Below are 18,166 nucleotides of genomic sequence, written 5' to 3'. Positions count from 1 at the left end.
CCCAACTCTTCCTCACCCTTCTACTCCATAGGAGTAGAAGGGGTGGTGATGATGCCCGCCAATGGGTGAACTCAGAAAAACATCTTTCCACCAAAGAGGAAGCCGAACGAAGAGGCATTCCAGTCATCATTCCGACCTCCGGTACCGGTCGTGTGCCCGTCATTTCGCTTATAGGCCCATTCTGTATTGAGGGCAAATCGTTCATTGAGCATGTAATCGGCTCCCCAGCCTAATCGCCAGGCAAAGGTGTTGCTGGGACTGATGCGAATAGGCGTATTTTCGCCAAAGCTATTGATGTTGACGCCGAAGCTCATGTTCACATACGGAATGATCCGGCCCAGTTTCACAGGACGCACTTCGACAGTGGGTAGCACCGATACGGTATCTTGATGTCCCAGGTCGATGTCAGGGCGTTCCAGGCTGACTCCATGCCGTTCCCATTCAAGCATCATTCCGACCAAGAGCCAGTTGTTCACGCTGTACAAGCCTTGAAAATTGACGAGTGGTCCGATAGACGTTGACGTACTTTCGGAGAGCTGCTGGGTCAGTGGAGCAAATCCAGCCCGAAAGCCAAGTATCCATCTGCCCGGTTCGGTTCCGCCGAATTCTTCCGCCAAGGCCCCGTGTGACATGGGGAACATCGTCGCCATCACGACGAACAATACTCCGATCAAGCCTGGTCGTAACGTGTGCCCTCGCATGAAACTCCTCCTCTCATGTATTGGGGTGTCTCGCTTATAAGAAACAACCGCGATTATCGCCGATTCCGGTATCTTCATGCCACCTCGACAGCGGGTGCAAGGTTAGGGCACCTCATAGTCCGAGGTCGTGTAGTACACATAGCATTCTGAGATTGGGGGAGCAAGGTGCGTGTGGTTAATGAGAATGCGCCAACCGTGTGCCCTTCACGCGCTTTGGCGAGAAGAGGACAGAGATGAAAAAGATTGTGGTGGCGAGAAGAACAATTGCCGGTCCGGAAGGGACGTCCCATACAGCAGAAATCAGGACGCCTGTTACGGAGGTCATGACTCCGATGATTGCGGAATACAGAGTCAGCGTTGCGAGGCTATGCGTGAGTTGGTAGGCGGTCGAGGCTGGAATCAGAATCATCGCAAAGACGAGGATCGCACCGACCGTCTTCAATGAGACCACCACCGTCAAGGCGACTAGCGTCAGGAGAAGAAAAAAGATCTGTCGCGCTGGAACGCCGGAAGCTTCAGCCATCTCTTGATCGAAGGCGATAAAGTAGAGCTCCTTTGCGAATGTCAAAATGAGCCCCAGTACGAGAATGCTCAACCCTCCGATGATGCTGAGCTCCTCAGTGGTGACCGAAAGGACGCTGCCGAACAAATATCCATACACCTCGGCATTATAGGTCTTCATCAGCCCGATAAAGAGGATTGCCAGTGCCATCGTCGTGGTGTAGAGAATGCCGATCGACACATCCAGCTTCATTCGACCTCTTTCCTCGACCCACCCGGTAATCCATACCGTGGCGAGTCCGAACAGGATCGCCAGCAATAAGGGAGGCCAGCCCATCAAGTAGCCGAGCGCGACGCCCGCGAAGGCGGCATGCGACGTGCCGGCTCCGACAAACGCCAGTCCGCGCAACACGACGAACACGCCGATCACCGAGCACAGTCCGCCGACCATCGCCGCAGCGAGCAGAGAGCGCTGCATGAAATCGTAGGTGAGGAGGTCAAGCATGGAGAGGAGTTAACTCCTAATGGTGATGGTGATAGTCTTCCACGATGACGAGGTCTTTCTCGGTGATGACCAGCTCTTTTCCGTACACTTGGTGAAGAATATCCGCTTTGAGCACTTCCGCAGGAGGACCCGCGGCAAAAAGCCTTGTCTTGAGAAGGACCATGCGGTCCACCCTCGAGCGGATCATGTTGATATCGTGGGTAATCAAGAGAATGGTCAACTTGAGTTCGTCATGAAGGTGTTGCACGAGCTCAATCACATTGTGTTGGGTGGTGATATCCAGGCCGGTCGTCGGTTCATCCAATATTAGGACCTTGGGTTGCTGTGCCAGGGCTCTGGCAATAAAGACACGCTGTTGCTGACCACCGGAGAGCAGACCGAGAGCGTTATCTTTGTGTGATTCCATTCCGACCTGAGCGAGAGCTTCCAATGCGATATCACGATCCTTCCGGCTCGGACGCCTAAACAAGCCCAAGGCCCCATAGCGACCCATCATCACTGTTTCGAGGACTGTCACCGGGAAATTGCGATCGACGACACCTTTCTGTGGAAGATACCCGATCTTGGCCCGATGGTGGCAACGGAGTTCATCGCAGGCACAATCGAAGATATGGAGGTGTCCTTCCATGGGAGCTAAAAGACCTAGGACTGCTCGACACAGTGTCGTTTTCCCTGACCCGTTTGGACCGATCACCCCGACGAACTCGCCTTCGTAAATGGTCAACGAGATATCCTTGAGGGCCGTGAGCCCTGGAAATCCGAAGGAAGCATGCTCAAAACGAATGATGGGCTCGCGGGGGTCAGACACGTATTCCAAAGCTCCTTCCGACGATAGAAACGAATGTCCTGAATGCTGTTACGTCGTTTCCAACGCGCCGGCTAATTGGAGCACATTATAACGAAGCATGTCGAGGTAGGTCTCAGTTCCCGATACACCTCCCGGCATCGTCGTCAGGACCACGACGCGGGCTTTGGTTTCTCTCGCAAGAAGTTCCGGGAGGCGTTGGCTGAGCTGAATCTCAGAGACGATAACCCTGATATTCTCCTTTCTGATCTTTTCGATGAGAGATTGCAGGTGAAAGGCCGATGGTTCTGTGCCCGACTGCATGTGAATCGTGCCGACAATTTCGAGGCCAAATCGCTTCGCTAAATAGGGCCAGGCTGAATGGTGTGCGATGAAACGTCGATCGGATAACAGCTGAGTGCGATCCGAAAGTTCTTTTTGCAACTGGCCCAACCGGTGAAGATACGCCGCTTGATTTGCTCGGAATTCGGCTGTGTGACCCGGATCAACCTCTATCAGGGCTTCAGTGATGTGGCGCAGCATGATGGCGACGTTCTCAGGGTCCAGCCAGATATGTGGATTCCCGCCAGGCTCGGTTTCTTTTTCGCCCTTGTGCAGCTCGTCATGAGAATCCGAACCATCGTGAATCAGCCCCACCCCCTGGGATGTCGTGATGACGCGTAACGACGGACTCCCGGCATTTTTTACCAGCGACGAAACCCAGACCTCGAGTCCGAGGCCGATCTCGAACAGCACCCTGCCCTTCCGGACTGCGATTAGATCGGTGGGCTTGGGCGAATAGGTGTGTTCGTTCTCGTAGCCACTCAACAAAGATGTGACCCGTACATAGGGGCCGCCGACCTGTTCGGCCAAGTCCTTCAGGACAGGAATCGTGACGACTATGGGAATCGGGTCGCGAGCTTCTGTAACAGGGGTAAGGGAGGGAACGAAGCCGGCCAGAAAGGCGATGAGAACGGAGACGGGTCGTTTCAGCACGTGGTTGACCAAAAACATCGGCGGGGACGGTAACATCCAAGTTTTGCGGTGTCAACGACATCGTGACGGCGGCACCCCCCCCTCATAGGCCCTGTCCATTCGCCTCCTTGACCATACGCGCCAGTTCGATTAGCGTAGCGCACCCGCCGGTCTAGGGGATTCGTATGGTTGCGAAAGGATACTGCAGATGAACGTTGTTGGATTGATGTCGGGCACTTCAGCTGACGGAGTCGACGCTGCGCTGGTCTCGATTGATCGTCGGAAAGCCGCCATTCACGTCGAGATGGTTGCGTTTCATTCACTTCCCTATCCGCGCTCGCTGCAACAACGAATTCTCTCAGCATCGGTTTCCGGGACCGTGACGGATATTTGCCACCTGAATGCGTTGTTGGGCGAATGGTTCGCCGACGCAGCGTTGGGCGTCATCCGTGCGGCTCACCTGACCGAAGGGGACGTGGACCTGATTGGATCCCATGGTCAGACTGTGCACCACCTTCCCAATGGCATCAAGGATACCGGTGTCGGCTCGATACGCTCCACCCTGCAGATTGCTGAGCCCGCCGTGATTGCCGAACGCACGGGCATTACGACGGTAGCCAATTTCCGCCCGCGCGACATCGCGGCCGGAGGGCAAGGAGCACCGCTCACACCGGGAGTGCATGCCTTGCTGTTTCAACATCCTCGCCGGGCGCGACTCATCGTGAATCTTGGCGGCATCAGCAATGTCACATACCTTCCACGGCGATCAGGAACCGTGGGACTGGCCGCATTCGACACTGGCCCGGCGAATATGGTTCTGGACGGCATCATGGTCCGAGCCACAAATGGTCGGTCCTCGATGGACCGTGAAGGGCGGCTGGCTGCCCGAGGACAGGTTGATTCGAGATTGTTGGCCAAACTGCTCGCGCATCCTTATCTGTCTCAGGCGCCACCGAAATCAACAGGGCGGGAAGCGTTTGGCGCAAAGATGTTGGACGACTTGCTCACCTGGCAACAAACCCGCAAATTGCCGGTTGAAGATCTGCTGGCTACATGCAGCCGCTGGACGGCGGAGGCAGTGGGTACGGCGCGGCGATGGGTCAAAGGTGGCATTGATGAAGTGATCGTCGGTGGAGGAGGCGTCAAGAACCGGGCGATCATGGGACATTTGACGGAGGTCTTTGCGCCGGTTCCGGTCACGACCTTTGAGTCGCACGGTTGGGACAGCAAGGCGCTCGAGTCGGTGGCCTTTGCTGTTTTAGCGTATCAGACCGTGATGGAGCAGTGTGGGAATGTCCCTTCGGTCACAGGAGCGGCCTTCCCTAGGCTGTTGGGGTGCATCGTCCCAAGCGGCCCGCGGTGGTTCGAGCGACTACATCCACGTAAAGGGCGAAAGTAACGGCGATGAAGATCGTTCTCGTCGGGGCGGTGGCCCTTGCAGTGATCGTCGGCATTTGGCTGTATCGGAAGAGATTCCGTCGAAGCAGCCGACAGCTCGTGCCGTTTGTGATTCCTCCGGACGCCGTCATCAGTCCCGCCCCGTTGATCGTAGAAGAAGAGGTGGCTCTGTATAATCTTCTGCGGATGGTTGTCCAGGAGCAGTACCTGGTCTTTACTCAAGTGCCGTTATGGTCCTTCATAGCCGTTGATGCCCCTGACACGGTGCGTTCTCATGTTCTGCGCCATCTCGCGCTCAAACGAGTCGATTTTGCTTTGGTCCATCCAGGATCCTGCCATGTCGAGCAGGTGGTGCAGATTGAACAGGAGTCACCGCAACCCCATCAAGCAGAACGGCAGCGCGTCATCGAATCGGTCCTCGATGCGGCCGGAATCAAGCTGATGAAGTTGCGATCGAAGAAAACCTACTCTTTGCCAGACCTCGCCGCCCAATTGGGGATGAACGCAGAGGAATAGAAAACAAGCGATCCCCTTCATCGAGCGGGCCGGTCTCTACGGCGATGCGGTGGTGGCTTCTTCGGCGCGCGTTATTGCCTCGATGGTTTTTCGGGCAAGTTCCGCTTCGGAGCTATCCGGGTATTGATCCACGACGCGGTCGAACATGAGCCTCGCTTTTTCGTGATCGCCCAATTTGGTGTAGGTCTGGCCGAGCTTCAATGTGGACGCCGCCAACTTCGGACTGAGCGGGTAATTTGATACGACGTCATAGAACGACTTCAGCGCATCGCGGTACCGCCCCATACGATACTGACATTCTCCGATCCAATACTGTGCGTTGGCCGCGAGTGCGGACTCATTGTGCAACTCGATGAACAGTCGAAAGCCTGCCATCGCCGCTTCGTAGTCGCGGTGTTTGAATTCATCCATGACACGATCATAGAGGTGACGGGTCGTATCCTGCCTCTGGGCGGGGGCAGCGAAAGATGGGCTCGCTGATAAGAACATTGATAGGAGTATGAGAATTCCGATAGTGTTCTGCGCCATAGTGGCCCTCCATCTCCTCAAACCAGAGTCGAGGGGGCTATGCTCGCAATCGGTATGCCATGGTCCAGGTCAGTCGAAGATCAGAACCGCTTGAATAACCTGATGTTATATGGGCATGAGATCCATCGGTTTCAGAGGTTTCAATAGGCTCGCAGACGAAAGACACAGATTTGTACGAAAAGCTCCCTTACATCAACGGGTATGTCCAGTGCTCAATAAGCTCCGTTGATCTTCAGAGTTGTTAGAGATATCAGTAATCCGGGGAGAGAATGTGATGCATGAGGAGTCAATTCCAGCCAATCCATTGGGAGGCAGAACCTTGATCGTCGACGGCACCGATCCAGGTTGCTATCCCCTACCAAGCGCAGCGATTAAGGATATGGGTGAATCGGATCAGGTGTATGTTCGTCCGGGGATCTACGAGGATAAGGTTTTCGTCAGTCAACGGCCGGTCCGGCTTCTTGGAGCCGGACGAGACCGGGTCCATATCTTCTGGCGGCGTGGAGGGCCGCTCTATCTCCAAGAGGTGCCGGAAGGATTGATAACCGGCATGACATTCCGCTATATCGGCAGCGACCAACACTCAGCCATCAACGTGCTCAATTCCACGTGTCTCATCACCCAATGCCGGGCGATGGAAGGGATCTTGTCCGGTGTCGTCCTGTATGGACCCGAATGTCGTGCGATATTCGCGGAAAACGAGGTGTGCCGCAATCGCGAGTCCGGCATTTTCGTGTTTGCCGGTGCGCAACCACGAGTGGCCGATAACCGTTGCCTCGACAATCACCATTTTGGTATCGCGGTCCGCGATCAGGGCAGCCGTCCTGAACTGGTCCGGAATCAGTGTGAAGGAAATATGCTGAGCGGCATCCTGCTGTTCCACCACGGCGGCGCATTGATGGCGGACAATATCTGTCAAAATAACCAGCACTGGGGGATTCTTCTGACACCCGATTCACAGCCCAACCCGTCGCCGTCTGAGCTTTCCATGATGAATCGACTCGAACCCAATCCCCTTGGGGCCTATTCAGTCTCCGATCAACCGCTTGCTCAGATCGGCCGGTAAAAACAGTCCGGAGCCGCAAGGAATCGCCTCGTCGGCTAAAGCAGAGTTGAGGAAGGGGAGTCGTTCGGAATGTGGAACTGAAACGCGCTTCCACCTTGCTGTTTCGCCCGATACATTGCGGCATCGGCATGCTTCAGCAGCTCATCAATGTCGTGATCGTCGGTCGGATAGACAGTAATGCCGATGCTGACTCCGATCAATGCCTGATGGTCTCCAAGGTGAAACGGTTCCGCCAAGGATTTGGTGATTCGCTGCGCGACCAGCGTGATATCTTCTTCGCACGTCAGACCTTCAAGGATAATCGTGAATTCATCTCCTCCCATGCGTGCCACTGTGTCAACTTCGCGTACACAATCTTGTAATCGCGTGGCGACTACTTTTAAAACCTGATCCCCGACGTCATGGCCAAGGGTGTCGTTCACCGGCTTGAACTGATCGAGGTCAAGCAACATGAGACTGAGCGGTTGTTGGAGCCGTTTGCTCCTGGCCATGGCTTGAATGAGGCGATCGCGAAACAACGTGCGGTTTACAAGACCGGTCAATTGATCGTACTGGGCAAGGTAGGTCAGCCGCTCCTCGGCTCGTTTGCGTTCGATGGCGTAACGGATGGAGCGAGCCAAGAGCTCCGATTGCCCCTCTCCCTTGACGAGATAATCCTGTGCCCCGTTTTGGACAGCCTGTAGGGCGAGCGTCTGATCGCTGAGCCCGCTGAGCACGATGATGGCAATCGTAGGGTTCGCGACATGCATTTGACGCACGGTTGACAGCCCATAGCCGTCGGGGAGTGACAGATCCAAGAGGACGGCATCAAAGCGCGCGCGTGCCAGCTGTGAAAAGGCATCGCTCAAGCGGGTCACATGGGTGACATTGAATGCCTCAAGGTTCCATTCCGTGAGGATGTCCTGTGTCAGGCGCGCGTCGATGTCGTTGTCTTCGACCAATAGGATCTTGATCATGGCGCTTTCGGTACGACCTCTTTCCTAGGCCTCTAACAAGTATAGCCTAAGACCATGATTCAACAAGCAAATCGCCGAAGTGGTGATATGCCCTTGGAACGACTGAAAAGACACAATAGAAGGAGACTAGACCTTCAGCGTTTATACCGTACCAACTCGCTCAATGGGGAAAAGGGGGCGGGCAGGCGAACTATTCAATCATGAACCGCGAGAAATGGTAGGCAGGCCACCTGGGTAGGTGCCGATCGGACCCTGCTCCGGGCCTATCGCCGCCTCACAGGCGTATCCCGGTTCAAAGGGCCACATGAGTGAACGACCAACGGTGTTCCCACGTATATGAACATACCGCAACGTGACGCCCAAGCGAGCGGCGTCGTCCTTAACCTTCTCGGTACATTCATCGGGTGTAAATCCGCGACGTGAAATCAGAAGTGGATCTCCTGCAGCGCTGAAAACAGTGAATTCACTGGCGCATCCGGTTATCCCTAGCAACGCACACATGACCACGGTAGCTCGATTTAGACGCATTCTTAAGGCCATCAGAACTGGCGCTCCTCTTTGTCGCCTTTCCCAGCCTGCAAACGCAGGGAACAGAATTTAAGCATAGCACGAAAACCATTCTGCAATCGAGTGTGACACATTTTGTCCGGTGAATCTGGAAAGGGGCCGGAGACGGCACCGCGTGGAAAAACGAAGATACTGGCCGGTAAACACAGGCATGACTAAACCGGCTTCTCTGCGACATATTCAATGTACTTCCAGAACAGCTTCGCTTCCTCTTCATTGAGGACCACGGGAGTGTTATTGGCCGATCCCGTCATGAAGACCTTGACCGACACGGTGTCATGCCAGATCTGCACTTCACAGTGAGCGACGAGATCGAGATTGACCGCACGGTTTCCGATTCGGACGAAGTGCATGGCGCTGCCTCCCCTCGTCTGACAAAGCCAGGTGATCATACACCAGGGTCGCCCCTCCAGAAAGCAACTTGCGGTTCTGCTCCGACGACGAGCACGGTGCTGCACTCCCGATAGAATTTGCCGCGCTTCCGGCAAGAATTTCCTATGAGCTGCCGTATTCTCTCGAGAATGCGACGACACCGGGCCATCTATCGACCGCTCTGTCTGGCATGGAAGTTGAGGGAGATGAGCAAGTTTTCCAATCCGGCGCCCTGGGAACTGGAGAGACCGTGAGGTCATATCAATGAATGAATTGAGCCTGCTCGCCGAGCTTTGGCGGCTTCTCAGTCAAGATGTTGCGATAGCCGGTGGGCTTCAGAGTCCCATGCTGAGCTGGATCGGGGCTGCCTCGATCATCGTCCTCTGTCTCTGGCATAGTGCAGCGCTCATACGAGGCTTAGTGCGGATTCGCCATACACTCTTGAGATTCCACTCGTCCGTCGCGCCTCTGGCATTGGCACGGCAACGGGCGTCCGCAGACTGGCTCGTGGTTCCGGCCTTGGCTAAACGACAGGTACGCCCCGATCAGTCACCTGAAGCTCGCCGCGATCTAGATGATCTGGAAACGCTGGATCGAGCGATGCGCTCGGAGCCGGCTTTTTCAAAAGAATGGCTGTCATACCGAAAGTCCCTCACGGTTGAGCAAACTGCCTGGTTTCTCGAGCCGACTGTCCATAGCCATCGTTCCGCCGCTGACTTTTTCTCGTTCGAAGCGCTCTGCGCCAGCCATCTCAATGTCCGCTTCTTCAGGCAACTCCCTTCCTTCCTGACAGGGATGGGTTTGATGTTCACGTTTTTTGCCATTTTGATCGGTCTCAGCAAACTGCATGCGAATGGATCACAGATTGATGGAATCCAAGGGCTCATCAATGGCCTCTCCGGTAAGTTTGTGACATCAATTGTCGGTCTGGCGTGCGCGAATGTCTTTACCATCCTCGAAACCTCGATCTGGTATCGACTGGACAACCGGTATCGGGAATGCATATCGCTCCTTGATGAAATGTTTCCTCAGAAAGCTGCCGGTCAGGAAGTACGACCATCTTCCTTGCCGAATGGGCCTCCGACCCCCATAGTCAGTCCCGTCCAATCCGACACTGCGAACCAGTTGGTCGAAGTTGTGCAGCAGCGACTCGGAGCGACAGTCGCGGCCCTGACTTCAGCCTCTCAAGCTCTCACAGGGCTGAGCGCCAAACATTCACCGCTGAAGCTCGACGATTTGCCGGGAGAGATTGGTCACGAGGTTCAGCGGGCGTTGAAGCCGATGATCAAGCCGTTGATGGAAGCCATTCAGGAGCTTAACCGTTCGATTAAGGGACAGCCGTCCCCGGTACAGCTGTCTCAACCCGAAATTGAAACCATGTTCAAGGAACTCAGGAACCACATGGCCAATACGGTCGAGCAGGCGCCACGACAACAGAAAGCGGACGATACTGAGCAACGTCAAGTTTTACATAAAGAGGCTCCCACCCGATGAAGCAGCTCAGGCCAATTTCTGGGCCCGAATCACGTGAAGGCTCATCTGCGTTGACGAACGGCGTCGCAGACCTCATGACGTCGCTCGCCGTCATCTTTATTCTACTGCTAGCCGCCTATGTCACTCGCATCGAGGATGGAAATGCCAAGCCACCCCCGAACGGCATTCCTTCCACACAACAAAGGGCGACCCTTGAACCGCTTACCCCGAAGGTGGAAGCCAAGGGGCCTAGCGTCCTCACCGTCACGGTGCCGGATACGGCGCTCAACTTTGAGTTTGGGAAAAGTACGCTCCTTCCATCTGCCGAAACCTTCCTATCCGAGGAGATGCCGCATTATGCCGGAGTCGTCTGTGGACATGGCGGACAGGAAGTGGAGGCCTTTGTCATTGAAGGGTACACGGACGATCTCGGCGACGACGTGCGCAACTTGCGATTGAGTCAGGACCGCTCATTCGCCGTTCTGGCGAAAAGCTTGGAAGTCATCCGGGAGAAGCTTCCGTGGGCCTATGAGTGCTTTTTGCAAAAGGCTACGGCGAACGGGCGCGGGAGGCAGAACTTGTTGAGAAACGAAGCAGGACACCTCGACCGCGACAAAAGCCGCCGGGTCGTGTTCAAGATCCACTTACGTCCCACATAAAGTGCCGGGCACTCAAGATTTGAACCCTTGAATCATTTTAGACCGCATCAGGTCGACCGATGCAGGCTGCGGGTCAATTCGAGGAACTGCTCGAGGGAAAGGATTTCTGCCCGGACGGAAGATGAGAGATGATGTGCGGTCAATGCTATACCCACCACTTTCTGATCATAGCCCTCATCCTTCAACGAGTTGATCAGCGTCTTGCGGCGGTGTGCGAAGGCAGCCCTCACCAATGCCGTGAATGTGTGTTCTTCCTGAGGGCTCAGTTCGGTTCGTTCTTTAGTCCGCAGCAGGACGACGGCAGAGTCGACCTCCGGCTTAGGGCGGAAGCATTGTGCTGAGACCTTGAATGCCTTGGTCATATTCGCCGAGTACTGAGCCGTGACGGACAGGACGCCGTAGTCTGAACTCCCGGGTTTGGCCACGAGTCGGTTGGCCACTTCGTTTTGCAGCATGAGCACCATGCGCGGGAAACGGCCGCGCTGGCCGAGAAGCCTGAAAAGGAGGGGAGTAGACAGATAATATGGAAGATTGGCGACGACGATGGTACCGATCGGAAGCTGTTCGATCGGATAGGTCATTGCATCGTCGAGAATGAGTGTCAGGTTCTGAAACTGCGGTTGTTGTTCGGCTAGATAACCATGGAGTCGTGGATCGACCTCGATCGCCGTCACATGACCCGAGGCGCGACACAGAGATCCCGTCAGGATACCGCGGCCAGGTCCGATCTCTAGAACGGTATCATTCGGAGTCAGTTCAGCCAGGGCGATGATCTTGCGTACGATGTTCGGGTCGATAAGAAAGTGCTGGCCGAGACGTTTGATTGCAATGGGCGGATCGGAGGTGCTCACCCATCACCTCACGTGAGGGGGAGGGGATTGATCCAATCGTTCGGCCAATGCCAACAGCGGGGCACGGTAGCATTCGATAAGATCCGAGAATTCTTCGACCAGGTCGTTGGTGAATGATGGTCCGGGCAGGACACTCGAAAACTTCTGCCCTTCTTGCGGGCTCACCGTGTCGGTAATGAGTGCGACGGTGCGCGCTTTCCATTTTACCACTCGTTCAGCCCCAGCAACCGTGTTGAGATCTTGAAGGGTCTGCTTCGCAAGTGCATCCAGTTCTTGTATTTGCTGCCGGACTACGGCACGGCTTTTCGAGACATCAGGTGCCACGTCTGCTTCCTCTCTTCTTGCCGCCACTTCGTCCATCCTTCGTGCGGGCAATCTTGGCGGCTAGTTGGATAGCCTCAAACAAGCTTCCCGGATCAGCAACGCCTTTCCCAACGATGTCGAATGCCGTTCCATGGTCAACCGAGGTGCGGATGATGGGTAAGCCCACAGTGAGATTCACGCATGTGCCAAAGGCGACCAACTTCAACGGAATCAAACCTTGATCATGGTACAGGGCGACGACACCGTCATACAGCCCTTTCGCAGCTTTTCCGAACAGCGTATCGGCCGGCAACGGATCACTGGCGAGAATGCCCTCTCGCTGTGCTGCACGGGCAGCCGGGAGAATCACGCGGGCTTCCTCATCGCCGAATAATCCATGCTCTCCTGCATGCGGATTCAGGGCGGCCACGCCTATCTTGGGCCGTTTAATTCCGAACAGTGTGGACAGGGCGAGTTGGGCCAAGCGGATCGCCTTTTCGATGTTCGACTGGGTGAGCAGCGAGGAAAGATCTCTGATGGCGACGTGCGTCGTGACGAACATGATGCGTAACGGACCGCCGACGATCATCATGCCGGACTCGTTCGCGCGCGTCAGATCAGCCAACAATTCAGTATGACCCGGATACCGGCAGCCGGCCATATTAATGGCTTCCTTGTTGATAGGGGCCGTCACCACTCCATCGATATCACCGAGTTGTGCCAATTCAACAGCCTTCTTGATGAAGGCAACGGATGCAGCGCCGGTTTCTGCGGCGGCGATGCCCGATTTGAACTTTCCGAGAGGTGCTGCCAACGGGTCCAGCACGGCGACGATTCCTCTGCGCGGCGGCGGCATGTCACGACCATCAACAGAGACGACGGTCAGACTAAGCCTCAAAGCCTTAATCGTGTGCTCCATTACGGGAAGCGATCCGATCACGATCGGCCGGCAAACGTTGCGCAGGTGACTCCCTGAAAGGGCCTTCGCAATCACTTCCGGACCGATACCGGCTGGGTCTCCCATCGTGATTCCCAGCACCGGGAGTTGTGGCGAATGGGAGCGTGCGCGAGAGGAGATCGATTTAGTTGACATAGAGATGCAGCGTATACCCAATGTAAAAAACGGCTCCGGCTGCCAGCAACCACGGCCGCCATTGACCTCCTATGAGAATCTGCAACAGACAGAGTCCCACGGCCTGCACAGCTAAGACCATGGTGGTCAATGCAGACGGTGCGATCATCCATTCGGTTCCGATCAATCCCAGAGAGACCGGGAGGGTCCCTTGAAAGACCATGGCCCCTGTGACATTGGCCACGGCGAGGCGGTCTTTCTTGCGATAGAGCCAGAGAAAACTGTTGGACATCTCCGGCAGCTCGGTGGCGAGTGGCGCAATCAGCAGAGCCAAAATCAGCGGCGACATCGCGAACAGGCCGGCCATCGATTCGGCAGCCGTGACGAACAGGTGGGCCCCCAATATCAATCCACCCAAACCTAAGAGAGCTTGAAAGCCGATCATTGCATGCGAAGGGACGGCTGCGTGCTTGTCGAAAATCAGCGGATCCAACTCACCGCTTTCCTCTTCGCCCGACGGGGTGAATTTAAGTTTCATGTAGTAGATATACAGTGCGATCAACCCGCAGGCTGCGATGAGATGAATCAGCCTCGAAGGCACGAAGGCGCAGCCCAAGGCGATCATGTATCCGATCATGAAAAACGTCAGATCCGTGAGGACTTCACGATAGTTGAGATGAAATCGCGCGGTCCGTTTGCCTGCCCGCGCATAGAGCACGACGAGAAGGGCCAAAATGGGTAGCACCAGTGTGCTGAGCATGAACGGCGCTCCCAAGATGGCTCCCAATCCAACCTCGAGCTCCTCGTGGCTTTCACCGAAGAAAATGGCGATGATCGGGATTGACGTTTCAGGCAAGGTCGTGCCGATTGCGGCAAAGACACTGCCCACCGCTCCTTCGGAGATCCCCATCCGTTTGCCGAGCCATTCGATGGCATTGGTAAAGAGCGCGCAACCGCCAAGTGTGACTACGACAGAGACGACAAAGAGGAGAACGTAGAAAAGAACGGTCACGCCCGGCCTCGCACGTGTGCCGCTCTGCGCTTGGTGGGTCGTTGTCGATAGGCCAGCATCGCTTCCTCCATGACGGTCTTGAGCGGGCGACCGGTTCGTTTTGCGATATTCTTACAATCCACATATTCTGGCGCGGATTTTTCCCACCCAGCACCTACCTCGGCAACCTTCATGCGTACGACGCCACCCTGCGTTGTGACAGGGACGAACCGGCGGGGAAGGATCTGCCGGGTTACCTCTTGAAGCCGTATTCCGAGAGTGGAGGTTTCCTGGAACAGCACTTCAAGCACGGCATCGGTCTGGTCTTGCGTGGCAAGGCAGCTCAGGACGACACCCGGTCGACTCTTTTTCATCACGACGGGAACCAGTGCGACATCCACGGCTCCCACGTCAAACAGTCGCTCCATGATGTGCTCATAGAGCTGTGGATTGAGGTCGTCGAGATTCGTTTCAATCTGCATCACCCGTTGAATTTGGCGCATATCCGGAACCGACTCCTCCTGCAAAAATACGCGTAAGGCATTCGGCCACCCTTCTGGATCTCGGTCGCCGGCTCCGTATCCCACCGCCACACTGTTCATCATCGGCAGAGCGCCGAATTTCGATGCCAACGTCCGAAGCAAGGCGACACCGGTGGGAGTCGCAAGCTCGACGCGTGGACCGTCGGAATAGATCGGTACACCGTTTGTCAGCGCCGCCACAGCCGGTCCTGGAACGGGCAGGAGCCCGTGGGAAGTCCGAATGGAACCAGCCCCCACGTTGATGGCCGAGGAGGTGATTCGGGTCGCGTTCAAGAGATGGCAGCCCAAGACCCCTCCGACGACATCGATAAAAGAATCCACGACTCCGACCTCATGAAAGTGAACATCTTTGACTTCAACTCCATGGGCGTGGCTTTCCGCCTCAGCCAGTCGGTCGAAAATCGACCGGCTTCGCTCCTTGACGAGATCGGGCAACGTGCTGGAAGCAAGAATTTGCCGAATGCGCGAGAGGGTCAACGGCCGTTGAAACCCCTTCTGAATGATCACATCGACCTTTATCGCGGGGAGCGTCCCGCGATGCACATCACGTTTACGTAACCGATAGCCGCTGAGCTTCAGTCGTTTGAGGCCGTTGACCAATTCAGCCCACGGCAAACCGGCGCTCACGAGCGCACCCAAGACCATGTCCCCGCTCACTCCGGAGAAACAATCGAAATGGAGATGTCGGCCCACAAGGCTCCTCACTGGGTGACGCGAAAAATGACCGGTCATATTACCGAAGGTGTCGGCGAAACGGCAATCATTGTTATCGTGATCAATCAGAACCGTCTCACTGAACATTGTTGAAGCTTCATTGACAGCCCAGGAATGCTATGTTATCCCCCTAACAATACGGTTACGCTATGCTGACCGTACATTTGGCGAGTGTTCCCGCGTCACTCATGAAGACAAAGTTCCCGTTCTCGTTGACGACTTCAACCTACGTACGTCGTACGAGGCTTGTACTGGCGCTGCTGACCCTTTGTGGCAGCCTTGCGGCGTTTCTCCCAGCAGACAGCCACTCGAAGGTTAAGCCGACTCGCATTCCTCGTCCTGAACCGGAGCTCAAAATCGTCAACCTCAATATCGCACCGACTCCCTATACCTTGGGCAACGGACCTCTTCAGTTTTCCGTGACGGTACAGCTCCCGAAAGAGGTGGACAGGGACATGATTCTGGAAGTGACCTCTCTCATTAGTTCTCCCTCGAAAACATCGCTTCGGTTTCTCACTCATCGACAGGCCGTCCCAATCCCATCAACCACGGACGGAGAAACGGAGCGATCGAAGGTTTCCGTCGAACTGGCCTGGGATGGACAGAACCACCGCAAGCAACTTTCCGGCGTGGGTACCTATTCCTATGAAGTGCGCACTAAGCTGTTGGCCAATGGAGAAAAGGGATTGCGTACGGTGATGGTTGCATGGCCGAAACGTGGAACGCTGGAAGTGAAATGAACCTCGGTTGCCTGTCTCGTGGCTAACGCCTCGCACCCAACAGATTGATCCGATGCGCGAGACATGCCGCGCCGAAGCCATTGTCGATATTCATCACCCCCACCCCCGCTGCGCAAGAATTGAGCATCGTCAAAAGAGCAGCCACTCCACCGAAACTTGCCCCATAGCCGCGGCTGGTCGGTACGGCGATGACCGGACACTGCACCAAGCCACCGATGACACTCGGTAAGACGCCGTCCATCCCGGCGACCACGACCACCACCTGCGCATCAAACAGCCGGTCTTTTTTCCCAAGCAGCCGATGGATCCCTGCGACGCCGACATCGTACAGTCGTTCCACATGGCTACCCATGACTTCTGCTGTGACACGGGCTTCTTCAGCCACAGGCACATCGGCAGTCCCCGCGGTGACCACAAGTATATGCCCCAGACGTTTCGGTCTTGAGGGATGAATCGCCACGATGCGCGCGTCAGGATGGTAGCGTGCCCGGGGGGCCATGCGGCGAATGGCGCGCGCGACTGTTGGGTCGGCACGAGTGGCGAGAAACGGTCCCTCTTTTTTGATGAGAGCCCGAGCGATCGCGATCACTTGTGCGGTGGTTTTCCCCTCGCACAAGACGACTTCGGGAAATCCTTGACGGAGCGACCGGTGGTGATCGAGCGAAGCAAAGCCGAGGTCCTCGAAAGGCAGGGATCGCAGGCGCTGGAGTGCCTGCTCCACCGTGACCTGTCCCCGATGGACCTCTCGTAGCAGCCGTTCGAGTCCTTCCGGATTCATGCCCATTCCTTCTCTGGTTTGGCATCCCGCTCCATCAGATCACTCACGGCCTTCCGACACGACTTATTGTCGTACAGGACGGCGTTGATCTCTTGTGTGATCGGCATCTCGACCTGATAGCGGCGGGCCAATGCGAATGCCGCACGAGCTGTCCGCACGCCTTCTGCGACCGCCTGCATCCCGGTCAAAATCGTCTCGAGCTTTTCCCCTCGACCAAGCCGGACACCGACTGAATGGTTGCGGCTCAGCGCCCCCGTACACGTCAACACCAGATCGCCGACACCGGAGAGCCCATAGAAGGTCCGTGGATCAGCTCCCATCGCGATGCCAAGCCTAATGGTCTCAGCCAGACCGCGTGTAATGAGGGCTGCCCGGGCATTGAGGCCTAGCTCCAACCCATCAATCACGCCGGCGGCCAACGCCATCACGTTCTTTAGTGCGCCGCCGAGTTGGACGCCGATCATATCGGTATCGGCGTACACACGAAACGCGGGTGTCATCAACGCGCCCTGAAACCGCCTGACCAATTCCCCATCGGTGCCGGCCAAACACACGGCCGTAGGTCGGCCTGCACTGAATTCCGATGCGAAGCTGGGGCCGGAGAGCACCATGAATGAACGGTGCATAGAGGGCGGCAACTCGTCTTCCATGACCTCAGTCATCAGTTTGGTCGTGCCTTCCTCGATGCCCTTAGTTGCGCACACCAACGGTATGGAGCCGGAGAGAGCGGGGGCCATCTTGTGTAATACGGGTCGAGTGGCATGTGAAGGAACGGCAAAAACAATCCCTTCGCAACCTGTTACGGCTTCGACGAGAGAGTGAGTTGCCGTCAAACTTCGAGGGAGCGTGACTCCTTTAAGGAAAACGGGGTTTTCGTGAGAGGCGTTGATCGCGCTGACGACATCGTGTTCATAAGCCCAAAGACGAACGGTGAACCCTTTCTCGGCAAGGTGTTTGGCCAAAGCAGTACCCCAGGCACCGGCTCCGATAATCGCGATCGCGTTGATGGCTGGCATCAGAAGATCAGCGTAATGGTAAGAATCTCGCGTGTATTAGCACCGGCGGATTATATAGGAAGCTATCGAGTATCTGTCAACGAATCGAGGAGCCATCCCTCTGATCTTGTCGATGCCATCTCACTTTCGGCCGAGTGCGCGCCATGTGGATGACATGT

The 18,166-nt window shown here is 55.9% G+C and carries 20 protein-coding genes; 6 read left to right on the top strand and 14 right to left on the bottom strand.

Annotation, left to right across the window (positions count from 1 at the left end; genetic code table 11):
• Window positions 1–71: 71 nt before the first annotated feature.
• From H8K03_09835 to H8K03_09820, 4 genes are all read right to left on the bottom strand, one after another.
• Window positions 72–701, bottom strand: coding sequence for an outer membrane beta-barrel protein (locus H8K03_09835; protein UVT22161.1), 630 nt, complete (start codon window positions 699–701; stop codon window positions 72–74).
• Window positions 702–876: 175 nt separating this feature from the next.
• Complete coding sequence (locus H8K03_09830; GenBank protein ID UVT22160.1) at window positions 877–1,707, bottom strand: metal ABC transporter permease; 831 nt, start codon at window positions 1,705–1,707, stop codon at window positions 877–879.
• 16 nt (window positions 1,708–1,723) lie between these two features.
• A complete protein-coding gene (locus H8K03_09825; GenBank protein UVT22159.1) occupies window positions 1,724–2,515 on the bottom strand; it encodes a metal ABC transporter ATP-binding protein in 792 nt (263 codons plus the stop codon).
• Window positions 2,516–2,563: 48 nt separating this feature from the next.
• Window positions 2,564–3,523 (bottom strand): zinc ABC transporter substrate-binding protein, encoded by a 960-nt coding sequence (locus H8K03_09820; GenBank protein UVT22158.1) that lies wholly within the window; start codon window positions 3,521–3,523, stop codon window positions 2,564–2,566.
• A 151-nt stretch (window positions 3,524–3,674) separates the two neighbouring features.
• Here H8K03_09820 and H8K03_09815 point away from each other — a divergent pair, with 151 nt between their 5' ends.
• Complete coding sequence (locus H8K03_09815; GenBank protein UVT22157.1) at window positions 3,675–4,865, top strand: anhydro-N-acetylmuramic acid kinase; 1,191 nt, start codon at window positions 3,675–3,677, stop codon at window positions 4,863–4,865.
• 5 nt (window positions 4,866–4,870) lie between these two features.
• The gene (locus H8K03_09810; GenBank protein UVT22156.1) at window positions 4,871–5,380 is read left to right on the top strand and encodes a DUF2726 domain-containing protein; all 510 of its coding nucleotides are present in this window, start codon (window positions 4,871–4,873) and stop codon (window positions 5,378–5,380) included.
• Window positions 5,381–5,416: 36 nt separating this feature from the next.
• Here the strand turns inward: H8K03_09810 and ybgF are convergent, their stop codons facing one another.
• A complete protein-coding gene (gene ybgF / locus H8K03_09805) occupies window positions 5,417–5,908 on the bottom strand; it encodes a tol-pal system protein YbgF (protein UVT22155.1) in 492 nt (163 codons plus the stop codon).
• A 274-nt stretch (window positions 5,909–6,182) separates the two neighbouring features.
• On the opposite strand from ybgF, the gene H8K03_09800 reads away from it, so the two are divergent.
• Window positions 6,183–6,974 carry a right-handed parallel beta-helix repeat-containing protein gene (locus H8K03_09800; GenBank protein ID UVT22154.1) on the top strand — a complete coding sequence of 264 codons (792 nt, stop codon included), beginning with the start codon at window positions 6,183–6,185 and terminating at the stop codon, window positions 6,972–6,974.
• A gap of 35 nt (window positions 6,975–7,009) precedes the next feature.
• Here the strand turns inward: H8K03_09800 and H8K03_09795 are convergent, their stop codons facing one another.
• Both H8K03_09795 and H8K03_09790 read right to left on the bottom strand, forming a co-directional pair.
• Window positions 7,010–7,930: a GGDEF domain-containing response regulator gene (locus H8K03_09795; protein ID UVT22153.1), complete on the bottom strand. Its 921-nt coding sequence runs from the start codon at window positions 7,928–7,930 to the stop codon at window positions 7,010–7,012.
• Between the two features lie 722 nt (window positions 7,931–8,652).
• Entirely contained in the window at window positions 8,653–8,889 is a 237-nt protein-coding gene (locus H8K03_09790) for a hypothetical protein (GenBank protein ID UVT22152.1), read from the bottom strand.
• Window positions 8,890–9,133: 244 nt separating this feature from the next.
• Between H8K03_09790 and H8K03_09785 the strand changes: the two genes are divergently transcribed.
• Together H8K03_09785 and H8K03_09780 are read left to right on the top strand one after the other, a co-directional pair.
• Window positions 9,134–10,363: a hypothetical protein gene (locus tag H8K03_09785; GenBank protein ID UVT22151.1), complete on the top strand. Its 1,230-nt coding sequence runs from the start codon at window positions 9,134–9,136 to the stop codon at window positions 10,361–10,363.
• Window positions 10,360–11,001, top strand: coding sequence for an OmpA family protein (locus H8K03_09780; protein ID UVT22150.1), 642 nt, complete (start codon window positions 10,360–10,362; stop codon window positions 10,999–11,001). Before H8K03_09785 ends, H8K03_09780 begins: the two co-directional genes overlap by 4 nt.
• A 47-nt stretch (window positions 11,002–11,048) precedes the next feature.
• Here H8K03_09780 and rsmA read toward each other — a convergent pair whose 3' ends face one another.
• Genes rsmA through larC form a run of 5 tightly spaced genes read right to left on the bottom strand, consistent with a single transcriptional unit; the run spans window position 11,049 to window position 15,453 of the window.
• Window positions 11,049–11,852, bottom strand: coding sequence for a ribosomal RNA small subunit methyltransferase A (rsmA, locus tag H8K03_09775; GenBank protein UVT22149.1), 804 nt, complete (start codon window positions 11,850–11,852; stop codon window positions 11,049–11,051).
• 3 nt (window positions 11,853–11,855) lie between these two features.
• Complete coding sequence (locus H8K03_09770; protein ID UVT22148.1) at window positions 11,856–12,176, bottom strand: hypothetical protein; 321 nt, start codon at window positions 12,174–12,176, stop codon at window positions 11,856–11,858.
• Window positions 12,166–13,248, bottom strand: coding sequence for a 4-hydroxythreonine-4-phosphate dehydrogenase PdxA (gene pdxA / locus H8K03_09765; GenBank protein UVT22147.1), 1,083 nt, complete (start codon window positions 13,246–13,248; stop codon window positions 12,166–12,168). The genes H8K03_09770 and pdxA overlap by 11 nt, the downstream gene beginning before the upstream one ends.
• The gene (locus H8K03_09760; protein UVT22146.1) at window positions 13,238–14,239 is read right to left on the bottom strand and encodes a sodium:calcium antiporter; all 1,002 of its coding nucleotides are present in this window, start codon (window positions 14,237–14,239) and stop codon (window positions 13,238–13,240) included. Before H8K03_09760 ends, pdxA begins: the two co-directional genes overlap by 11 nt.
• Window positions 14,236–15,453 carry a nickel pincer cofactor biosynthesis protein LarC gene (gene larC, locus H8K03_09755; protein UVT22145.1) on the bottom strand — a complete coding sequence of 406 codons (1,218 nt, stop codon included), beginning with the start codon at window positions 15,451–15,453 and terminating at the stop codon, window positions 14,236–14,238. The genes H8K03_09760 and larC overlap by 4 nt, the downstream gene beginning before the upstream one ends.
• A gap of 209 nt (window positions 15,454–15,662) precedes the next feature.
• Here larC and H8K03_09750 point away from each other — a divergent pair, with 209 nt between their 5' ends.
• Window positions 15,663–16,214: a hypothetical protein gene (locus H8K03_09750; protein ID UVT22144.1), complete on the top strand. Its 552-nt coding sequence runs from the start codon at window positions 15,663–15,665 to the stop codon at window positions 16,212–16,214.
• A gap of 22 nt (window positions 16,215–16,236) precedes the next feature.
• On the opposite strand, the gene larB is transcribed toward H8K03_09750, so the two are convergent.
• A complete protein-coding gene (gene larB / locus H8K03_09745; GenBank protein ID UVT22143.1) occupies window positions 16,237–16,992 on the bottom strand; it encodes a nickel pincer cofactor biosynthesis protein LarB in 756 nt (251 codons plus the stop codon).
• Window positions 16,989–18,008, bottom strand: a complete 1,020-nt coding sequence (locus H8K03_09740; protein ID UVT22142.1) for an NAD(P)-dependent glycerol-3-phosphate dehydrogenase — start codon at window positions 18,006–18,008, stop codon at window positions 16,989–16,991. Before H8K03_09740 ends, larB begins: the two co-directional genes overlap by 4 nt.
• Window positions 18,009–18,166 lie beyond the last annotated feature (158 nt).

It is taken from the genome of Nitrospira sp. (assembly GCA_024760545.1).
GTDB lineage: Bacteria > Nitrospirota > Nitrospiria > Nitrospirales > Nitrospiraceae > Nitrospira_D.
This window is presented reverse-complemented; position numbering and strand designations above follow the sequence as displayed.

Bases quoted from the DNA above. Each gene is read 5' to 3' on its own strand.
- H8K03_09835 (UVT22161.1), bottom strand. From the start codon at position 701: ATGCGAGGGCACACGTTACGACCAGGCTTGATCGGAGTATTGTTCGTC.
- H8K03_09830 (UVT22160.1), bottom strand. From the start codon at position 1,707: ATGCTTGACCTCCTCACCTACGATTTCATGCAGCGCTCTCTGCTCGCT.
- H8K03_09820 (UVT22158.1), bottom strand. From the start codon at position 3,523: ATGTTACCGTCCCCGCCGATGTTTTTGGTCAACCACGTGCTGAAACGA.
- H8K03_09815 (UVT22157.1), top strand. From the start codon at position 3,675: ATGAACGTTGTTGGATTGATGTCGGGCACTTCAGCTGACGGAGTCGAC.
- H8K03_09810 (UVT22156.1), top strand. From the start codon at position 4,871: ATGAAGATCGTTCTCGTCGGGGCGGTGGCCCTTGCAGTGATCGTCGGC.
- ybgF (UVT22155.1), bottom strand. From the start codon at position 5,908: ATGGCGCAGAACACTATCGGAATTCTCATACTCCTATCAATGTTCTTA.
- H8K03_09800 (UVT22154.1), top strand. From the start codon at position 6,183: ATGCATGAGGAGTCAATTCCAGCCAATCCATTGGGAGGCAGAACCTTG.
- H8K03_09795 (UVT22153.1), bottom strand. From the start codon at position 7,930: ATGATCAAGATCCTATTGGTCGAAGACAACGACATCGACGCGCGCCTG.
- H8K03_09790 (UVT22152.1), bottom strand. From the start codon at position 8,889: ATGATCACCTGGCTTTGTCAGACGAGGGGAGGCAGCGCCATGCACTTC.
- H8K03_09785 (UVT22151.1), top strand. From the start codon at position 9,134: ATGAATGAATTGAGCCTGCTCGCCGAGCTTTGGCGGCTTCTCAGTCAA.
- H8K03_09780 (UVT22150.1), top strand. From the start codon at position 10,360: ATGAAGCAGCTCAGGCCAATTTCTGGGCCCGAATCACGTGAAGGCTCA.
- pdxA (UVT22147.1), bottom strand. From the start codon at position 13,248: ATGTCAACTAAATCGATCTCCTCTCGCGCACGCTCCCATTCGCCACAA.
- H8K03_09750 (UVT22144.1), top strand. From the start codon at position 15,663: ATGAAGACAAAGTTCCCGTTCTCGTTGACGACTTCAACCTACGTACGT.
- larB (UVT22143.1), bottom strand. From the start codon at position 16,992: ATGAATCCGGAAGGACTCGAACGGCTGCTACGAGAGGTCCATCGGGGA.
- H8K03_09740 (UVT22142.1), bottom strand. From the start codon at position 18,008: ATGCCAGCCATCAACGCGATCGCGATTATCGGAGCCGGTGCCTGGGGT.